Annotated in this window: 15 protein-coding genes, 1 pseudogene and 2 riboswitches; of the genes and pseudogenes, 5 read left to right on the top strand and 11 right to left on the bottom strand. The window is 74.3% G+C overall.

Annotation, left to right across the window (positions count from 1 at the left end; all coding sequences use genetic code 11):
* Nucleotides 1–103: 103 nt before the first annotated feature.
* Nucleotides 104–1,159 (bottom strand): serine hydrolase domain-containing protein, encoded by a 1,056-nt coding sequence (locus ACSNN7_RS06155; RefSeq protein ID WP_436679655.1) that lies wholly within the window; start codon nucleotides 1,157–1,159, stop codon nucleotides 104–106.
* 91 nt (nucleotides 1,160–1,250) lie between these two features.
* Between ACSNN7_RS06155 and ACSNN7_RS06150 the strand changes: the two genes are divergently transcribed.
* Complete coding sequence (locus tag ACSNN7_RS06150) at nucleotides 1,251–2,705, top strand: dihydrolipoyl dehydrogenase family protein (RefSeq protein ID WP_436679654.1); 1,455 nt, start codon at nucleotides 1,251–1,253, stop codon at nucleotides 2,703–2,705.
* On the opposite strand, the pseudogene ACSNN7_RS06145 reads toward ACSNN7_RS06150, so the two are convergent.
* A pseudogene (locus ACSNN7_RS06145) lies at nucleotides 2,688–3,410 on the bottom strand (crotonase/enoyl-CoA hydratase family protein); the annotation flags it as partial. The gene ACSNN7_RS06150 and the pseudogene ACSNN7_RS06145 sit on opposite strands and share 18 nt — an antisense overlap.
* 61 nt (nucleotides 3,411–3,471) lie before the next feature.
* Complete coding sequence (locus ACSNN7_RS06140) at nucleotides 3,472–3,939, bottom strand: hypothetical protein (protein WP_436679653.1); 468 nt, start codon at nucleotides 3,937–3,939, stop codon at nucleotides 3,472–3,474.
* A gap of 124 nt (nucleotides 3,940–4,063) precedes the next feature.
* Nucleotides 4,064–4,262: riboswitch (cobalamin riboswitch) on the top strand.
* A 36-nt stretch (nucleotides 4,263–4,298) separates the two neighbouring features.
* Between ACSNN7_RS06140 and bluB the strand changes: the two genes are divergently transcribed.
* A complete protein-coding gene (gene bluB, locus ACSNN7_RS06135) occupies nucleotides 4,299–4,925 on the top strand; it encodes a 5,6-dimethylbenzimidazole synthase (protein ID WP_436679652.1) in 627 nt (208 codons plus the stop codon).
* Between the two features lie 10 nt (nucleotides 4,926–4,935).
* Here bluB and ACSNN7_RS06130 read toward each other — a convergent pair whose 3' ends face one another.
* Genes ACSNN7_RS06130 through ACSNN7_RS06120 form a run of 3 tightly spaced genes read right to left on the bottom strand, consistent with a single transcriptional unit; the run spans nucleotide 4,936 to nucleotide 9,360 of the window.
* Complete coding sequence (locus tag ACSNN7_RS06130) at nucleotides 4,936–5,997, bottom strand: DNA glycosylase AlkZ-like family protein (protein WP_436679651.1); 1,062 nt, start codon at nucleotides 5,995–5,997, stop codon at nucleotides 4,936–4,938.
* A gap of 19 nt (nucleotides 5,998–6,016) precedes the next feature.
* Nucleotides 6,017–7,012 (bottom strand): ribonucleotide-diphosphate reductase subunit beta, encoded by a 996-nt coding sequence (locus ACSNN7_RS06125; protein WP_436679662.1) that lies wholly within the window; start codon nucleotides 7,010–7,012, stop codon nucleotides 6,017–6,019.
* Between the two features lie 2 nt (nucleotides 7,013–7,014).
* Complete coding sequence (locus tag ACSNN7_RS06120) at nucleotides 7,015–9,360, bottom strand: ribonucleoside-diphosphate reductase subunit alpha (protein WP_436679650.1); 2,346 nt, start codon at nucleotides 9,358–9,360, stop codon at nucleotides 7,015–7,017.
* 154 nt (nucleotides 9,361–9,514) lie between these two features.
* A riboswitch (cobalamin riboswitch) is annotated at nucleotides 9,515–9,658 on the bottom strand.
* A gap of 210 nt (nucleotides 9,659–9,868) precedes the next feature.
* Between ACSNN7_RS06120 and ACSNN7_RS06115 the strand changes: the two genes are divergently transcribed.
* The 3 genes from ACSNN7_RS06115 to ACSNN7_RS06105 all read left to right on the top strand — a co-directional run bounded on the left by ACSNN7_RS06115 (nucleotide 9,869) and on the right by ACSNN7_RS06105 (nucleotide 12,419).
* The gene (locus ACSNN7_RS06115) at nucleotides 9,869–10,384 is read left to right on the top strand and encodes a SigE family RNA polymerase sigma factor (protein ID WP_436679649.1); all 516 of its coding nucleotides are present in this window, start codon (nucleotides 9,869–9,871) and stop codon (nucleotides 10,382–10,384) included.
* Nucleotides 10,384–11,496, top strand: a complete 1,113-nt coding sequence (locus ACSNN7_RS06110) for a hypothetical protein (RefSeq protein ID WP_436679648.1) — start codon at nucleotides 10,384–10,386, stop codon at nucleotides 11,494–11,496. Before ACSNN7_RS06115 ends, ACSNN7_RS06110 begins: the two co-directional genes overlap by 1 nt.
* Nucleotides 11,497–11,579: 83 nt before the next feature.
* The gene (locus ACSNN7_RS06105) at nucleotides 11,580–12,419 is read left to right on the top strand and encodes a Rieske 2Fe-2S domain-containing protein (RefSeq protein WP_436679647.1); all 840 of its coding nucleotides are present in this window, start codon (nucleotides 11,580–11,582) and stop codon (nucleotides 12,417–12,419) included.
* Between the two features lie 18 nt (nucleotides 12,420–12,437).
* On the opposite strand, the gene ACSNN7_RS06100 is transcribed toward ACSNN7_RS06105, so the two are convergent.
* The 5 genes from ACSNN7_RS06100 to ACSNN7_RS06080 are packed head-to-tail and all read right to left on the bottom strand — an operon-like array spanning nucleotide 12,438 to nucleotide 15,258.
* Nucleotides 12,438–12,746 carry a colicin immunity domain-containing protein gene (locus ACSNN7_RS06100; protein WP_436679646.1) on the bottom strand — a complete coding sequence of 103 codons (309 nt, stop codon included), beginning with the start codon at nucleotides 12,744–12,746 and terminating at the stop codon, nucleotides 12,438–12,440.
* A 48-nt stretch (nucleotides 12,747–12,794) separates the two neighbouring features.
* A complete protein-coding gene (locus tag ACSNN7_RS06095; protein ID WP_436679645.1) occupies nucleotides 12,795–13,934 on the bottom strand; it encodes a LysM peptidoglycan-binding domain-containing protein in 1,140 nt (379 codons plus the stop codon).
* A 15-nt stretch (nucleotides 13,935–13,949) separates the two neighbouring features.
* The gene (locus tag ACSNN7_RS06090) at nucleotides 13,950–14,369 is read right to left on the bottom strand and encodes a hypothetical protein (RefSeq protein ID WP_436679644.1); all 420 of its coding nucleotides are present in this window, start codon (nucleotides 14,367–14,369) and stop codon (nucleotides 13,950–13,952) included.
* Nucleotides 14,366–14,842: a TadE/TadG family type IV pilus assembly protein gene (locus ACSNN7_RS06085; RefSeq protein WP_436679643.1), complete on the bottom strand. Its 477-nt coding sequence runs from the start codon at nucleotides 14,840–14,842 to the stop codon at nucleotides 14,366–14,368. Before ACSNN7_RS06085 ends, ACSNN7_RS06090 begins: the two co-directional genes overlap by 4 nt.
* A complete protein-coding gene (locus tag ACSNN7_RS06080) occupies nucleotides 14,839–15,258 on the bottom strand; it encodes a TadE/TadG family type IV pilus assembly protein (protein WP_436679661.1) in 420 nt (139 codons plus the stop codon). Before ACSNN7_RS06080 ends, ACSNN7_RS06085 begins: the two co-directional genes overlap by 4 nt.
* Nucleotides 15,259–15,269: the final 11 nt, after the last annotated feature.

The raw sequence follows: 15,269 nt of genomic DNA, 5'->3' as shown, positions 1-15,269 counted from the left end.
GGCAGCAGAGCAAAGCGTCCGAGTGAGGGGTGCGGTCCCTCCGGCCGCTGTCACCGTTGGTAATCCTCGGGGCTCGTGACGTTGGGTCACGTCGACGGCGAGGTCACAGGCAGGAGTGCAGCACCTCGACCAGTTCGTCCACCCGGTCGTGGTCGGCCAGGTGGGCGGTGGCGTAGGCGAAGGTGTAGCCGCGCTCCGGGTCGGCCCAGGCGCTGCTGCCACCGATCCCGCCCATGCCCCAGCTCCCGTCGGGCTCCCGCTGCATCCCGAGCGTCCAGCACGCCCGGCGGTCCAGGACCAGGTCCGGGCCGTCGTACTGGACCCGGGTGGCCTCCGCGACCAGCTCGGGGCTGAACAGGCGTACCCCGTCGAGGGTGCCGCCGGCGGCCAGGCCCGCGTAGAGCCGAGCCAGCGCGGACGCCGTGGCGTGCAGGTTGACCGCCGGGACCTGCGCGCCACGCCAGAGCGGGCTGTTCACCACCGCCAGGTCGAGGCCGCCGGGCGGGTTGCCCAGCGCCCGGGCGCGCAGCGACCCCGGCTCACCGAGCATCCGCACCGGCCAGGCCGGATCGCCGTACGACAGGTCGGCGCACCGCCGCTGGTCCGCCGCCCCCAGGCCGAAGCCCAGGTCGAGGCGCCACGGGCCGGCGATCTCCTCCGCCAGGAACCGCCCCACCGACCGCCCGTCCACCCGCCGGACCAGCTCGCCCACCAGGTGCCCGTACGTCCAGGCGTGTTCGCCCGCGATGCTGCCCGGCTCCCATTCCCCGTCGGCGGCGGCCAGGTCGGCGCAGAGCAGCCCCCAGTCGGCGACCGCCTCCGCCGGCCGGGCCACCGGGAAGACCGGCAGCCCGGCGGTGTGGTCGAGCACCTGGCGGACGGTGGCCGGAGTGCGGAACCCCGGCCAGTGCGTCGCCACCATGTCGTCCAGGTCGAGCCGGCCCCGGTCGACGAGCATCAGCAGGCAGAGCGCCGCCACCGGCTTGCCGACCGAGTAGACGTTCACCAGCGTGTCCGGCCGCCACGCCCCGCGGCTGTCGGCGACCAAGTCCACCACGGGACGACCGTCGTACCAGATGGTCAGGCCGGCGCCGGTCTCCCGGCCGGCGGCCAGCAGATCGTGGAAGCAGTCGTGGACCGGGTGGAATCGATCGGGCATGGGGTCACCGTAGGCGGTGGAAATCATTACGGGCGCGGGAATTCCCGGCGGTCCGTTGGCCGGCCTCCTGCCGCCGGGGGATGCTGGCGGCATGGCGGAGCCGGAAGTGGTGGACGTGGTCGTGATCGGGCTGGGCGTCGGCGGCGAGGAGGTGGCCGGGCGACTCGCCGAGGCCGGCCTGAGCGTCGTCGGCGTCGAACGGAACCTGGTCGGCGGGGAGTGCCCGTACTGGGGGTGCATCCCCAGCAAGATGATGATCAGGGCGGCGAACGCGCTGGCCGAGGCGCGGCGGGTCAACGAGCTGGCCGGCTCTGCCCAGGTCCAGCCGGACTGGGCGCCGGTGGCCAAGCGGATCCGCGAGGAGGCCACCGACAGCTGGGACGACAAGGTGGCGGTCGACCGGTTCGTCGGCCGGGGCGGGCGCTTCGTGCGCGGCTCCGCCCGGCTCGACGGCCCCGGCCGGGTACGCGTCGGCGATCAGGTCTTCCAGGCCCGGCACGGGATCGTGTTCGGCACCGGTACCCGGCCCTCGGTGCCGCCCATCGACGGGCTGGCCGACACGCCGTACTGGACGAACCACCAGGCGACGGAGGTCGCGGAACTGCCGGAGTCGCTGCTGGTCCTCGGCGGCGGGGCGATCGGGCTGGAGCTGGCGCAGGTCTTCGCCCGGTTCGGCGTACAGGTGACCGTGGTGGAGGCGGCGGACCGGGTGCTCGCCTTCGAGGAGCCCGAGTCGGCCGAGGTGGCCGCCGCGGCCCTGCGCGCCGACGGAGTGGACATCCGCGCCGGCGTCAAGGCCGACCGGGTCACCCACGACGGATCGGCCTTCACCCTGCACGCCGGCGACGACGCCTTCACCGCGGAGCAACTGCTGGTAGTCACCGGGCGCCGGGCGCACCTGGAAGAGCTGGGCCTGGACACCATTGGCGTGGACGCCGCGCAGCGTTACCTGTCGGTCGACGGGCAGATGCGGGTCACCGACGGCGTCTGGGCCGTCGGGGACGTCACCGGCGAGGGGGCCTTCACCCACATCGCGATGTACCAGGCGGCGATCGTCATCGCCGACGTGCTCGACCACGCCCGGCGCGCCAAGGGGGCACCCGACGCCAGCGGCACCGCCAGCATGGTGGGTGGGGCGATGGGCGCGGCCAGCGCGGTCGGCAGCGCCGGTACCGTGCCCCTGGCCGACTACCGGGCGCTGCCCCGGGTCACCTTCACCGACCCGGAGATCGGCTCGGTCGGCCTCGTCGAGCACCAGGCCCGCCAGCGCGGCCTCAACGTGCAGATCGGCTTCGCCCCGCTCACCACGTCCGCGCGGGGCTGGATCCACAAGGCCGGCAACGAGGGCTTCATCAAGCTGGTCGTGGACGCCGACAAGGGCGTGCTGGTCGGCGCGACGTCGGTCGGCTCGGCCGGTGGCGAGGTGCTGTCGGCGCTGGTGGTGGCGGTGCACGGGGAGGTGCCGGTGAGCCGGCTGCGGCACATGATCTACGCGTACCCGACCTTCCACCGGGCGATCGAGGACGCCCTGCGCAACCTCAGCTGACGCTGCCGTGGCCAGCGACTCCATGCCGTACGCCAGTTCGGTGGCGAGCGCCTCCGGCTCGGGCAGGCCGGCGGTGGCGAGCACGGCGGCGCGGTCGTTGCGCAGGCAGGTCTGCGGGTGACGGGCGATCTCGGCGGCCAGCCGCTCGGCCTCCGTCCGCGCCTCACCCGGCGCGACCAGCCGGTTGACCAGCCCCATCGCGTACGCCTCCGCGGCGGGCACCGGCCGGCCGGTGAGGATCAGGTCCATCGCCCGGCTCTGGCCGATCAGCCTCGGCAGCCGGACCGTCCCGCCGTCGATCAGCGGTACGCCCCAGCGCCGGCAGAACACCCCGAGCACCGCGTCGGACTCGGCGACCCGCAGGTCGCACCAGAGCGCCAGCTCCAGGCCGCCGGCCACGGCGTACCCGGAGATCGCGGCGACGACCGGCTTGGACAGCGACATCCGGGTCGGGCCCATCGGGCCGTCGCCGTCCGGCTCGACCCGGTTGCCGCTGGGCGTGCCGATCGCCTTGAGGTCGGCCCCGGAGCAGAACGTGCCGCCCGCCCCCCAGAGCACCGCGGCCCGGGCGTCCGGGTCGGCCTCGAAGGCGCGGAACGCGTCGGCGAGGGCCCGCGCGGTGGGACCGTCGACGGCGTTGCGCGACGCCGCCCGGTCGAGGATCACCGTGGTCACCGGTCCGTCGTGCGTGACGTGTACGGCCATCGGCACAGCATGCCGGGCGGGGGCGCCTGCCCGCCAGGGCAGGCGGCCGGCGCCGACCGGGTCACCGGCCGCAGGCGGTGTCCAGTGCCTTGAGGGTCGGGTCCAGGTCCGGCGCCTCGACCTTGGTGGCGTCCGGGCCGGTCAGCCGCTTCTCGATCGCGCCGGCCAGGTTCTCCACCGCTGCGCGCAGCTGCGGATCGGCGGCGCGGGCGGCCTCCGTGCGCAGCCCCTGCGCCAGCTCGGTGTAGTGGGCGCGGACCTTGTCGCCGGCCTCCTTGGCGCTGACCGGCTTGTCGATGGCCGCGATGGCGTCGTCCGCCATCCCGACGAAGTGCTCCTTGGCCACCGCGAGGGCGGCGTCGCAGACCTGCTTGCTGTTCGCGGCGACGTCGACCGTCGGGCTGGGCGCGCTGCTCGCCGACGACGCTCCGGCAGGCTTCTTCTCCTCCGCCGGCTGGCAGCCGGCCACGATCCCGGCGGCGACGGCCAGCGTCAGCACGGTACGGACGACGCGGGCAGGGTTGGTCATGGTGGTTCCCCCGTGTTGGTGTGCGACCCCGTACGGCCGGACCGGCCCCGGGGTCCCGCCACTGTAGGGGGCGGCAGCCCCGGTGCGCATGCCGGTTACCTCCGTGCGGCCGCTAGCATCGCCGACGGCAACGATCATGCGAGGTGCCCCGCGTGCGCGGGGAGAATCGGGAAGCCGGTGGAAATCCGGCACGGGCCCGCCGCGGTGACCGGGGAGCCACCGTCCACGCGCGAGGAGCGCAGCCACTGGCCGTACGGCTGGGAAGGCGGACGGCCAGGCGTCGATCCGGGAGTCCGAAGACCGGCCTCGCGTCGACCGCCCGCCCGTCAGGGGCGGGCCTTGCGCAGCGGGAGCCTGCCGTGGACCTGTACACCGCCATCCACCGTCGCCGGGACGTCCGGGCCGAGTTCACCGGGGCACCGGTGCCGGACGAGACCCTGCACCGCGTCCTGGACGCGGCGCACGCCGCGCCGAGCGTCGGCTACTCGCAGCCGTGGGACTTCATCCTGGTCCGGGACGCCGCGCTGCGCCGCCGCTTCCACCAGCATGTGCAGACGGAGCGGGACACCTTCGCCGCCACCCTCTCGGGCGAGGCGGCGGCCCGGTTCGCCCGCATCAAGATCGACGGGGTGCTGGAGTCCACCCTGTCGATCGTGGTCACCTACGACCCGTCGCGGGGTGGCCCGGCCGTGCTGGGCCGGCACGCGATCGCCGATGCCGGCCTCTACTCGGTCTGCCTGGCCATCCAGAACCTCTGGCTCGCCGCCACCGCCGAGGGACTCGGCGTCGGCTGGGTCTCCTTCTACCGGGAGCCCTTCCTGGGCGAGCTGCTGGGCATTCCCGCGGGCATCCGACCGGTGGCCTGGCTCTGCGTGGGGCCGGTGACGCACCTGGAGGAGGTGCCCGACCTGGCCCGGCACGGCTGGCGGCAGAAGCGCCCGCTGGCCGAGGCGCTGCACACCGACCGGTGGGCGGGCGGGCGCTGACTCCGGTCCGTCACGGGGTGACCGTGGGCAGGCCGAGCCAGGACGCCAGCGCCGCCAGCTCGGCGTCCACCGCCGCGGTGACGGCCGGGTCGAACGGGACGTCCTGGTGGATCGCGTGCACCCGCAGGACTCCTGCCTTGTGGTCGGCTGTGGCGTCCACCTTGCCGACCAGCCGGTCGTGGTGCAGCACGGGCAGCGCGAAGTAGCCCCACCGGCGCTTCGCCTTCGGCAGGTACATCTCCAGGACGTACTCGAAGTCGAAGAGTTCCCGGGTCCGCTTGCGGTCGTGGACCAGCCGGTCGAACGGCGACAGCAGCGCGGTGCGGCCGGTGAACGGCTCGCCGAGGGCGGCCGGGTCGACCCGCCACTCACCCGGGACGCCCTCGACCCGGGCCGGCTCACCGGCCGCACCGACCACCGACGCCCGGGCGATGCCCAGCGAGCGCAAGCGGCGCTCGCCGCGTACCGCCCGGGCCTCGTCGGCCGGTACGGCCGTCGCGTCCGGTGGGTAGACCCGCGCGGCCAGGTCCCACCGGCGTTGCCGGCCGACCCGGTCGAAGACGGCGATCTCGCCCCGGGCGGCGAGCAGTTCCAGCAGCTTGGTGACGTTGCGGTTGTTCGTCCAGCCGGTCGACGGCCACGGCACCACGCTGCGGTCCGGCACCTCCCGGGAGAGCAGCGGACCGGAGTCGCGCAGCAGGTCGAGCACGAACCGGTGGAAGGTGGCGTTCGCCGCCAGCCAGGCGTGCGTACGCGAGCCCTCCGGCGGCCATGCCGCCATCTCCGCGAGGTGCAGCCCGAGGTCCGCCGTCGGCCACACCATGGCCTGGTGCTCGAAGAGGGTGCGGTCCCGCTCCACCGCCTGCCGCAGGTGCTCCGGCCGGTACCCGGCGCCCAGCCGCGTCCACGCGACGAGGTCGGCGCTGGGGGCCACGGCAGCCGTCGGATCCAGTTGCAGGAACGTCAACCTGTTGACCACGGTCAGCAGGTCCGGCGGGCGGTGCGCGTCCAGCAACTGGGCGCGCACCGCGATCCGCCGGGCATCGAGCCGGTCCAACCGGTGGACGGTCATGGGCCGAGGCTAGGCGGCCTCAGAAGTCGTCGTCCAGGCTGACCTCACCGCCGACCGCCACCTGGTACGCGGAGACCCGCCGCTCGAAGAAGTTGGTCAGCTCCTGCACGTCCTGCAACTCCATGAACGGGAACGGGTTCGTCGACCCGTACGCGGGCGGCAGGCCCAGCCGGGCGAGCCGCGCGTCCGCCACGTACTCCAGGTAACGGCGCATGTCGGCGGTGTTCATGCCGGGCAGGCCGTCCCCGCAGAGGTCCCGGGCGAAGGCCAGCTCGGCGGTCACCGCCTCGTCCAGCATGGTCCGCACCTCCTCCGCCATCGTCTCGTCGAACAGCGACGGCTCCTCGGCGCGGACGGTGTCGACCACCGAGAAGGCGAACTCCATGTGCATCGACTCGTCGCGGAACACCCAGTTGGTGCCGGTGGCCAGCCCCGAAAGCAGCCCCCGCGAGCGCAGCCAGTAGACGTAGGCGAAGGCGCCGTAGAAGAACAGCCCCTCCACGCAGGCCGCGAAGCAGATCAGGTTGAGCAGGAACGCCCGCCGCTGCTCCCGGGTCTCCAGCCGGTGCAGGCTGCCGATCGAGTCGATCCAGCGGAAGCAGAACTCCGCCTTGTCGCGGATCGACGGGATGTGCTCGACCGCCGCGAACGCCTTCGCCCGCTCGTCGTGATCTGGCAGGTAGGTGTCGAGCAGGGTCAGGTAGAACTGGACGTGCACCGCCTCCTCGTAGAGCTGGCGGGAGAGGTAGAGGCGGGCCTCGGGCGCGTTGACGTGCTGGTAGAGGTTGAGCACCAGGTTGTTCGCCACGATCGAGTCGCCGGTGGCGAAGAACGCCACCAGGCGGTGGACCAGGTGCCGCTCGCCGGCGGAGAGGGTCGCCAGATCGGGTACGTCGGAGGCCAGGTCCACCTCCTCCACCGTCCAGGTGTTGCGGATGGCGGCCCGGAACCGCTCGTAGAAGTCCGGGTAGCGCATCGGGCGCAGGGTCAGATCCATGCCGGGGTCGAGCAGCATCGTCACTGGCAGGCCTCGCAGATCTCGGGGTTCTCCAGCGAGCAGGCGACCGCGTCGCTCTCGCCGACGGACAGGGTGAGCAGGGCCGAAGGTTTCGGTTGGACCGGCGCCGGCGCGGCGGCGACGGTGGTCTGGGCGATCCGGGTCGCCGGGCGGGAGCGCAGGTAGTAGGTGGTCTTCAGCCCGGCCCGCCAGGCGTACGCGTACATGGAGGAGAGCCGGCCGATGGTCGGGCTGGCCTGGAACAGGTTCAGCGACTGCGACTGGTCCACGTACGGCGCGCGGGCGGCGGCCAGGTCGATCAGCGCCTTCTGCGGCAGCTCCCAGGCGGTGCGGTGCAGCGCCTTCAGCTCCGCCGGCAGGTCCAGCTCCTGCACCGAGCCGTCCGCCCGCTTGATCGCGTCCCGGGTCTGCGGGGTCCACCGGCCCAGGCGCTTCAGGTCGGCGACCAGATGCCGGTTGACCTGGAGGAACTCCCCGGAGAGGGTCTCCCGCTTGAAGACGTTGGAGACCAGCGGCTCGACGCACTCGGCGCAGCCGGCGATCGAGGCGATGGTGGCCGTCGGCGCGATCGCCACCAGCAGCGAGTTGCGCAGCCCGTGCCGGGCCACCTTCTCCCGCAGCGCCGCCCACGCGTCCGGCCGGGCCGGCCGGGCGTCCGGCCAGTGGTCCGGGTGCAGCACCCCGCCGGCCGCCCGGGTCAGCGGGTACGCCGGATGCGCGCCGCGCTCCGCCGCCAGGTCGGCGGAGGCGTCGTACGCGGCCAGGGCGATCTCCTCGGCGATCCGGGTGGAGAGCGCCAGCGCCTCCGGCGAGTCGAACGGCAGCCGCAGCGCGGCGAAGACGTCGGCCAGCCCCATCACGCCCAGCCCCAGCGGACGCCACCGCCGGTGCGCGGTGGCCGCCTGCTCGGTGGGGAACCAGTTCCGGTCGATCGCCCGGTCCAGCGCCCCGACGGCCAGCCGGACCGTCGTGGCGAGCCCGGCGTAGTCCACGCCACCGTCGACGAGGTGGGCGGCCAGGTTGACCGAGCCGAGCGTGCAGACGGCCGTCTCGTCGTCGCTGGTCACCTCCAGGATCTCGGTGCAGAGGTTGGAGTGGTGCACCACGCCGCCGCCCGCGCCGACCTGGTTGCAGGTGCGGTTCGCCGCGTCCTTGAAGGTCATCCAGCCGTTGCCGGTCTGCGCGAGGGTGCGCATCATCCGGCCGTACAGGGTGCGGGCCGGCAGCGTCCGTACCGCCCTGCCGGCGGCCTCCGCCGCCCGGTACGCGGCGTCGAACTCCGCGCCCCACAGGTCGACCAGCTCCGGCACCTCCTTCGGGTCGAACAGCGACCAGTCGGCGTCCGCCTCGACCCGGCGCATGAACTCGTCGGGCACCCAGTTGGCCAGATTCAGGTTGTGCGTACGCCGGGCCTCGTCGCCGGTGTTGTCCTTGAGTTCCAGGAACTCCTCGATGTCGGCGTGCCAGGTGTCCAGGTAGACGCAGGCCGCGCCCTTGCGCCGGCCGCCCTGGTTGACCGCCGCGACGCTGGCGTCGAGGGTGCGCAGCCAGGGCACGATGCCGTTGGAGCGGCCGTTGGTGCCCCGGATCAGCGACCCCCGCGAGCGCACCCGGGACCACGAGATGCCGATCCCACCGGCGAACTTGGACAGCTTCGCCACCTGCGCGTAGCGCTCGTAGATCGAGTCCAGCTCGTCGCGGGGCGAGTCGACCAGGAAGCAGGAGGAGAGCTGCTGGTGCCGGGCACCGGCGTTGAACAGCGTCGGGGAGCTGGGCAGGTAGGCCAGCCGGGACATCAGCCGGTACAGCTCGCCCGCCTGCTGCACGGTGTCGGACAGGCCGGTGGCCACGCGCAGCCAGAAGTGCTGGGGCCGTTCCAGCACCGCCCGGGTGCGCGGGTGGCGCAGCAGGTAGCGGTCGTGCAGGGTGCGCAGGCCGAAGTACTCGAAGGCGTCGTCGCCGGCGTGGTCGACCAGGGCGTCGAGGGCGGCGGCGTGCGTCGCGACGAAGCCGGCGAAGCCCGGGTCCAGCAGACCCTCGGCGTACGCGGCGGCGACGCTGTCGCTGAAGCCGACGATGCCCTGGCCGGTGGTCTCGTCGGCGATCCGCCCGGCGAGCAGGCGCGCGGCCAGCCGGGCGTACCCGGGCTCCTCGGCGGTGAGCCCGGCCGCCGCCGCGATGGCCAGCCCGGTCAGCTCGTCGGTGCCGGCCCCGGCAGTGCGCCCCGATTCGACCAGGGCGAGGATCCGCTCCGGGTCGGTGTCGGGCAGGTCGTGATGGTGCCGGTGCAGCAGGTCCCGCAGTGCCCCGACCGGTGGCGGGGCGATGGTGGATGACGCCGTCACGTGCTCTCCTGGGTGGTCGGTGTGGACCGCGGGAGGGCACGACGGCACGCCGGATCGCCACCGGTCGGTGTGCCGGCGGTGCTCCGTACGGCTCGACGGCCCTCCCACGAGGCCCCGAGGTGGTCCGCGCGCCCGGTGGGCACGCCCTGCTGGCAGGTCTTCGGACTCGCGGGCAGACGCGTCCGGCGCGTTCGTCTACTGGCCGTCGCTTCCCGGGCCCCGTCGGGCCCAGTGCTCGTGACGGCGGTCGTTCCCGCTCACCGCTGCGGGGCAGTCCCGGATTCACACCGGGTTCCCTGTTCGGCGCGACGCCTGGCCGGCGCCGCCGCCTGGCGGACCCCGAAGGGTCGCACCAGCAGTGAAGTGATCCTAGATGTAGTGGGTCGGAAAAAGCCAACACACCACATGCTGTGAGCGTGTCGCGCCGATGAGAAAATCTGCGCCGCGTACAACCTGGACGGTGGCCGACCCCGTCAGCGGGGTGAATGTTCACGGACGGGGTGGGTGGATGCGGGCGGACCTGGAACAGGAGTACGTCGAGTACGTGACGTCACGGCTGCCGGCGCTGCGCCGCATCGCCTGTCACCTGACCGGGGACGCGCACCGCGGCGACGACCTGGTCCAGACCGCCGTCACCCGGCTCTACGTCCGGTGGCGGCGGGCCCGCGAGGCGGAGAACGTCGACGCGTACGTGCGCACCGTGCTGGTCCGGGTCTTCCTCGACGAGAAGCGCCGGCTCTGGTCGAGAGTCCGCCTTCTCGACACGCCACCCGAGCCGGCGCCCGCCCAGACCGGCGACGCGGTGGAGGACCGGGAGGTGCTGCACGCCGCGCTGGCCCAGGTGCCGCCCCGCCAGCGGGCCGTGCTGGTGCTGCGCTTCCTGCACGACCGGCCGGTGGACGAGGTGGCCGCCACCCTCGGCTGCACCGCCGGCACGGTCAAGAGCCAGACCTCGCACGGTCTGGCCAGCCTGCGCCGGCTGCTCGGCACGGACACCTACGCGATCACCGGAGAGGGGAAGTGATGGAGGAGAAGCTGCTGGCGCCGCTGCGGGACGTGCCGCTTCCGCCGTCCGCCGTGGACCTGCACCGGGCCGTACGCGACGGGCGCCAGCGGGTGCGACGGCGACGGATCGCCGTTGCGGCCACCGCCGGACTCGCCGTGGTCGCCGTCCTGGCCGCCGCCCCGGCGCTGCTCGGCCGGGCGGACCGGCCGCCACCGGTCACCCCGGCGATCACGCCGTCTCCGACGGCGACCGCCGCGCCGGTGCCGGCGACCGCCCCGGCCGTCTTCGACCCCACCCGGCAGTACGCCGAGTTCGGTTGGCTACCACCCGGCCTGACCGAACGGACCGTCCGGACCGGAACCGACCAGCTCGCGCTGATCGCCTCCGCGTCGCAGACGTCCCCCCGGCCCGTCAAGGACGCGCCCGCGGCCGAACTGCGGCTCGTTACTGCGGCCAGGGACATCGCGCTCGGCATCGATCGGGACTTCGCCGTGCCCCCCGGCCGGGCGGGCTCCGCCGGCCTGGAGCCGGCCGAACCGGTCAACGGCCGGACCGCGCGCTGGAACACCAACGCCGCTGTCGAGCCCCGGTCCGCCGCCCTGCGCTGGGAGTACGCCCCGGGCGCCTGGGCCGAGGTGATCGTGCGGCACATCCCCGAGAGCGTCGGCGACCCGCGCGCCGTCGCCCGGCGGATCGCTCTCGACGTCCGGTACGCCGTGGACCGGCCGATCCGGCTGCCGGTGCGCTTCGACGCGCCCCCGGCCGGCCTGAAGCCGGTGGCGTACCTGGTCAGCGTGCGGTCGAGCGAAAGTTGGGACGCCGAGCTGTCCTACGGCGCGGGCAAGCGGACGAAGTACGGGGACTGGCCGCTGGTGGTGCTGATCCTGCCCCGCAAGTCGGCGACCGGCGACTACGGGGTGATCGCCGACCCCACCTCTCGGATCGACGGCCACCCCGCCCGCCGTAGTTCCTCCCTGGACGGCGGCGCGAGCCTCCAGGTCTACGGGGCCCAGGGCCTCTACGTGGAGATGAGCGCGCACGACAAGGCGACCCTGCGCCGGCTCGGCGGCAACCTGGACGGCCTGTTCCGCAGCGCCACCTTCGAGCCCAACGTGGCGGACTGGCGCTGAGTGGACCGGGCGGCGCGGAATTCGTCCCCGCCGCCCGGTTTGCGACCGCATCTGCCGGGAAGTCGGGGAAGGTGCGAGCGCTGATGAACAAGATCGAGCAGAACGCCGCGCTGGACCCGGCCGGTGACCGGCTCCAGCGGGCCGTCCAGTCGACGCTGCGCGGGCAGCGGGTCCGCGACCTGCTGCACGGGGTCTGGCTGGGCCATCCGCTGCACCCGGCGATGGTGCAGGTGCCGGTGGGCGCGTGGATCAGCGCCGCCGTGCTGGACCTGCTGCCCGGTCAGCGCCGGGCGGCGACCACCCTGGTCGGTCTTGGTACGGTGAGCGCCCTCCCGGCCGCCGTGGCCGGGCTGAACGACTGGGCCGCCCTCGCCCGGGACCAGCGCCGGGTGGGGCTGGTGCACGCCGCCTCCAACTCCGTCGCGCTGGTGTTCTACGCCGGCTCGCTCGCCGCCCGGCTGCGCGGCCGGCACGGCATGGGGCGGGCGCTGGCGTACCTGGGGCTGAGCGCGGCCAGCGCCGGGGCGTACATCGGCGGGCACCTGGCGTACAAGCAGGGGGCGCAGGTCAGCCAGAGCATCTCCGAGCTGCACCGGATGCCCGACGAGTGGAAGCCGATCGCCGACCTGGCCACGCTGCCGCAGCGCGAGCTGATCACCCGCGAGGTGGACGACGTCTCGGTGATCCTCTACCGGCACGGCGACGACGTCACCGTGATGCTGGAACGCTGCCCGCACCAGAGCGGCCCGCTCGGCGAGGGCGACGTGCAGGAGATCGACGGACACACCTGCGTGGTCTGCCCCTGGCACGGCTCCGCGTTCCGGCTCAACGGCGGCGAGGTCGTGCACGGCCCGTCCGCCAACGACCAGCAGATCCTGCCGACCCGGGTGGTCGACGGCATCCTCCAGACCAAGCTGCCCTGACCGTGTCGCCCCGCGCGGTCACCCACCGGTCAGCCGGGCCAGCGTCTCCGCCGCCACCCGGCGCAGGGTCTCCTCGTCCGAACCGCCGGCCCGGGCCCGCAGGTCCGGGTCGGCGACGAACTCGTCCACCTCGAAGAACAACCACTCCAGCGGTCGCATCACCGCCTTGTCGTGCAGGTTCGGGTCGTGCTTGAACAGGTTCAGGTAGGCGACCTCGAACTCTCGGGCCGTCAGCCGGCCGTCGACGAACGCCCGGATCACCGCCAGGTGTGCGTACACCGAGGGGGAGAGCCCGGTGGCCTCCCACCAGGCGTCAGCGGCCGCCACTGCGTCTCCGAGTCTCCGATCGCCCTCGACGTACCGCACGTGCCCTGGTCAGTCGCGGCGGTGCCGGGCGGACGCGACGGCCCGGGCCGGGCGGCGGCGCAGCCCGAGCACCGCGCCGATCTGCGCTCCGACGATGCTGGCCACGGCGAGCACTGCGGAGACCGCCAGCGGCCGGTTCATCCGGTCGTCGTCGCCGGCCCGGGACGCCCCGGCCGCCATCGCCGGCGGTGGCCCCGCCGGCCGCTCCACCTGCGGCGGCACCGTCTGCGGGGCCGGCTGCGCCGGCGTCGCGTCGGTCCCGCCCGGTCCCACCTGACCGCCCGGGGTGCCCGGTCCGGCCTGCTCGTCGGGGGCCGGCGTGCTGCGCGGTGGCTCCGTCGGGGACGCGGCCGGCGGATGCGGCGACGGCTTGCGCGGCGTCGCCGGGCCCGCCACCAGCCGGCCGGTCGCGTGCTTGCGCGCGCCGTCGTCCTCGGCCCGCGCCGGCAGCTTGATGAGCTGCCCCGGCCGGATCCGGTCGGCGTCCTGCAGCCGGTTGAGCCGGGCCACCTCCCGGTAGCGGTCGAAGTCCTCCAGGTAGCGTTCCGCCACCTCGCCGAGATAGTCGCCCTTGGCCACCTGGTAGACCGGTGGGGCCGGCTGCGACCGGGCCGCCTCGGCGCCGGCACCCTCCGGCACCGCTCCGGTCGACCCGACGGGCGGCGCCGCGAGGACGCCCGTCGTCGGCGGCAGCGCCGCGGCCACCGTCGCCGGATGCCCGGAGGCCGTCGTGGTCGGGTAGCTCATGGCCGCCGCCGCGCTGGCCGCCGGGCTCGCCGCGATGATCAGCGCGACCGAACCGACCAGCGCCGCCGCCGCCCGTTGCTGCCGGCTCATCCCGGGCAACCGGGGCGCCGGTCGCCGGGTCGCCTGCGCCGCCAGCTCCACCAGCACGGAGAAGGCGAACGTCGCCCAACCGAACCAGCCGAGTACCGCCAGCGCCCGCAGGAACAGCCGGCCGTCGTCCCGGCTGGTCAGCGTCGTGCCCACCTCAGACAGGGTGGGCACATGGTCGGGCAGCGGATTGCCGGCGAAAGCGAGCAGCGCCACCGGCGCGCCCACCAGCAACGCGACCAGTACGACCAGCGAACCGAAGCCGGTGAGCAGCTGGCCGGTGCGCCGAACGGCGGAGCCACGCGATGCGGTCATGGCGGCCTTCCCTTCCTACGGTTCCTCGGTGAGGGCCCGCGCGGTGGCCTCACCCGAGACGGTGACGGTGTCGTCCATGCCGAAGAGGCCGAGCAGGTGCCGGCGGTAGGTGACGGTGACGCGTACCCGGATCTGCTTCTCGCCGTCGACGACGGGGAAGCTCACCGAGTGCCCGGTCGCGCCCGCCGCCGACAGGTAGTCGCGGACCGCCGCCCGGGCGTCGGACTCGTCGATCTCCTTCGGGCCGCCCTCGATGGCCCGGGCCCGGTCGACGGCCTGCCCGCCGCTGCGGGCCGCCTCGGCGGCGAGGTTGTCGGCACGTTGCAGCGAGCGGAGCTGACCGGCGCCGTCGTACGCGACGCCGACGACCGCGAGCACGCCGGTCATCGCGACGGCCAGGAACAGGCTGACCCGCCCCTCGTCGCCGCCGGTCATCCCCGGCTCCGGTAGCGGTCCAGGGGGGAGGTGAAGGTCGCCGAGGCGGTGGTGCGCAGCGGCATCCCGGGCAGCGCCGGCAGCCGCAGGTCGCGGTGTGACACCACGCAGGTCACCGAGACGGTCACGCTGGCCGGCTGCCCGGCGGGACTGCGGTACGCCGCGTCGAAGCTGGTCGACCGGCCGCGCACCGAGCCGCTGAAGGTCATCCGGGGTGCGCCGGTGCAGTTCAGGCGCCGCCAGTCGAGCTGGCGGCGGGCCGCGTAGCGGGCGGCGTCGCGGGCGGTGCCGGCGTCCCGGGAGATCGAGGCGGCCCGGGCGGCGTCGTGCGCGGCCGCCTCCACCGCCTCGTCGGCGATCGCGGTCCGGCCGGTCACCCCGGCCAGCACGATCAGCGCGATGAAGGCCGGAGCGAGCACGGCCACCTCGATGGAGACCGAACCCCGGGCGCGGCCGTCCGCGGCGGCGCTCACGGGGTGGTCCAGCGTTCGACGGTGCCGTGCGCGGTCTGCCGGACCCGGAAGTCGACGCCCGGGATGACCGACAGGGACCGGCCGGTGACCGTGCAGGTGACCTCGGTGGGCCCGGTGACGCAGGTCGGCCCGGGGCTGTCCCAGCCGACGAGCCAGTCCCCGGCGGCGCCGAGGAAGCGGGCGGCCCGGGCCTCGCCCGCCCCGGGCGGCGCCTGGAGCACCCGCTGCGCGTTCACCCCGCTCTGCGCGGCGTTCAACGCAGTGGACCGGGCCACGAACCAGGCGGCGACCTGCACCGAGGCGAAGAGCAGCACCAGCACCGCCGGCATGACGACGGCCAGCTCGACCGGGTTCGCGCCCCGGTCCGTACCCCCGGCGGTGAGCCGTCGCCGTGCGGCCCGCAGCAGGCCAGGCACGGCGCGCGGTA

The sequence above is a fragment of the Micromonospora sp. URMC 105 genome (assembly GCF_051386295.1).
Classification (GTDB): Bacteria; Actinomycetota; Actinomycetes; order Mycobacteriales; family Micromonosporaceae; genus Micromonospora.
Note: the sequence above shows the minus strand (reverse complement) of the source record. Positions and strands in the feature narration are given on the sequence as shown.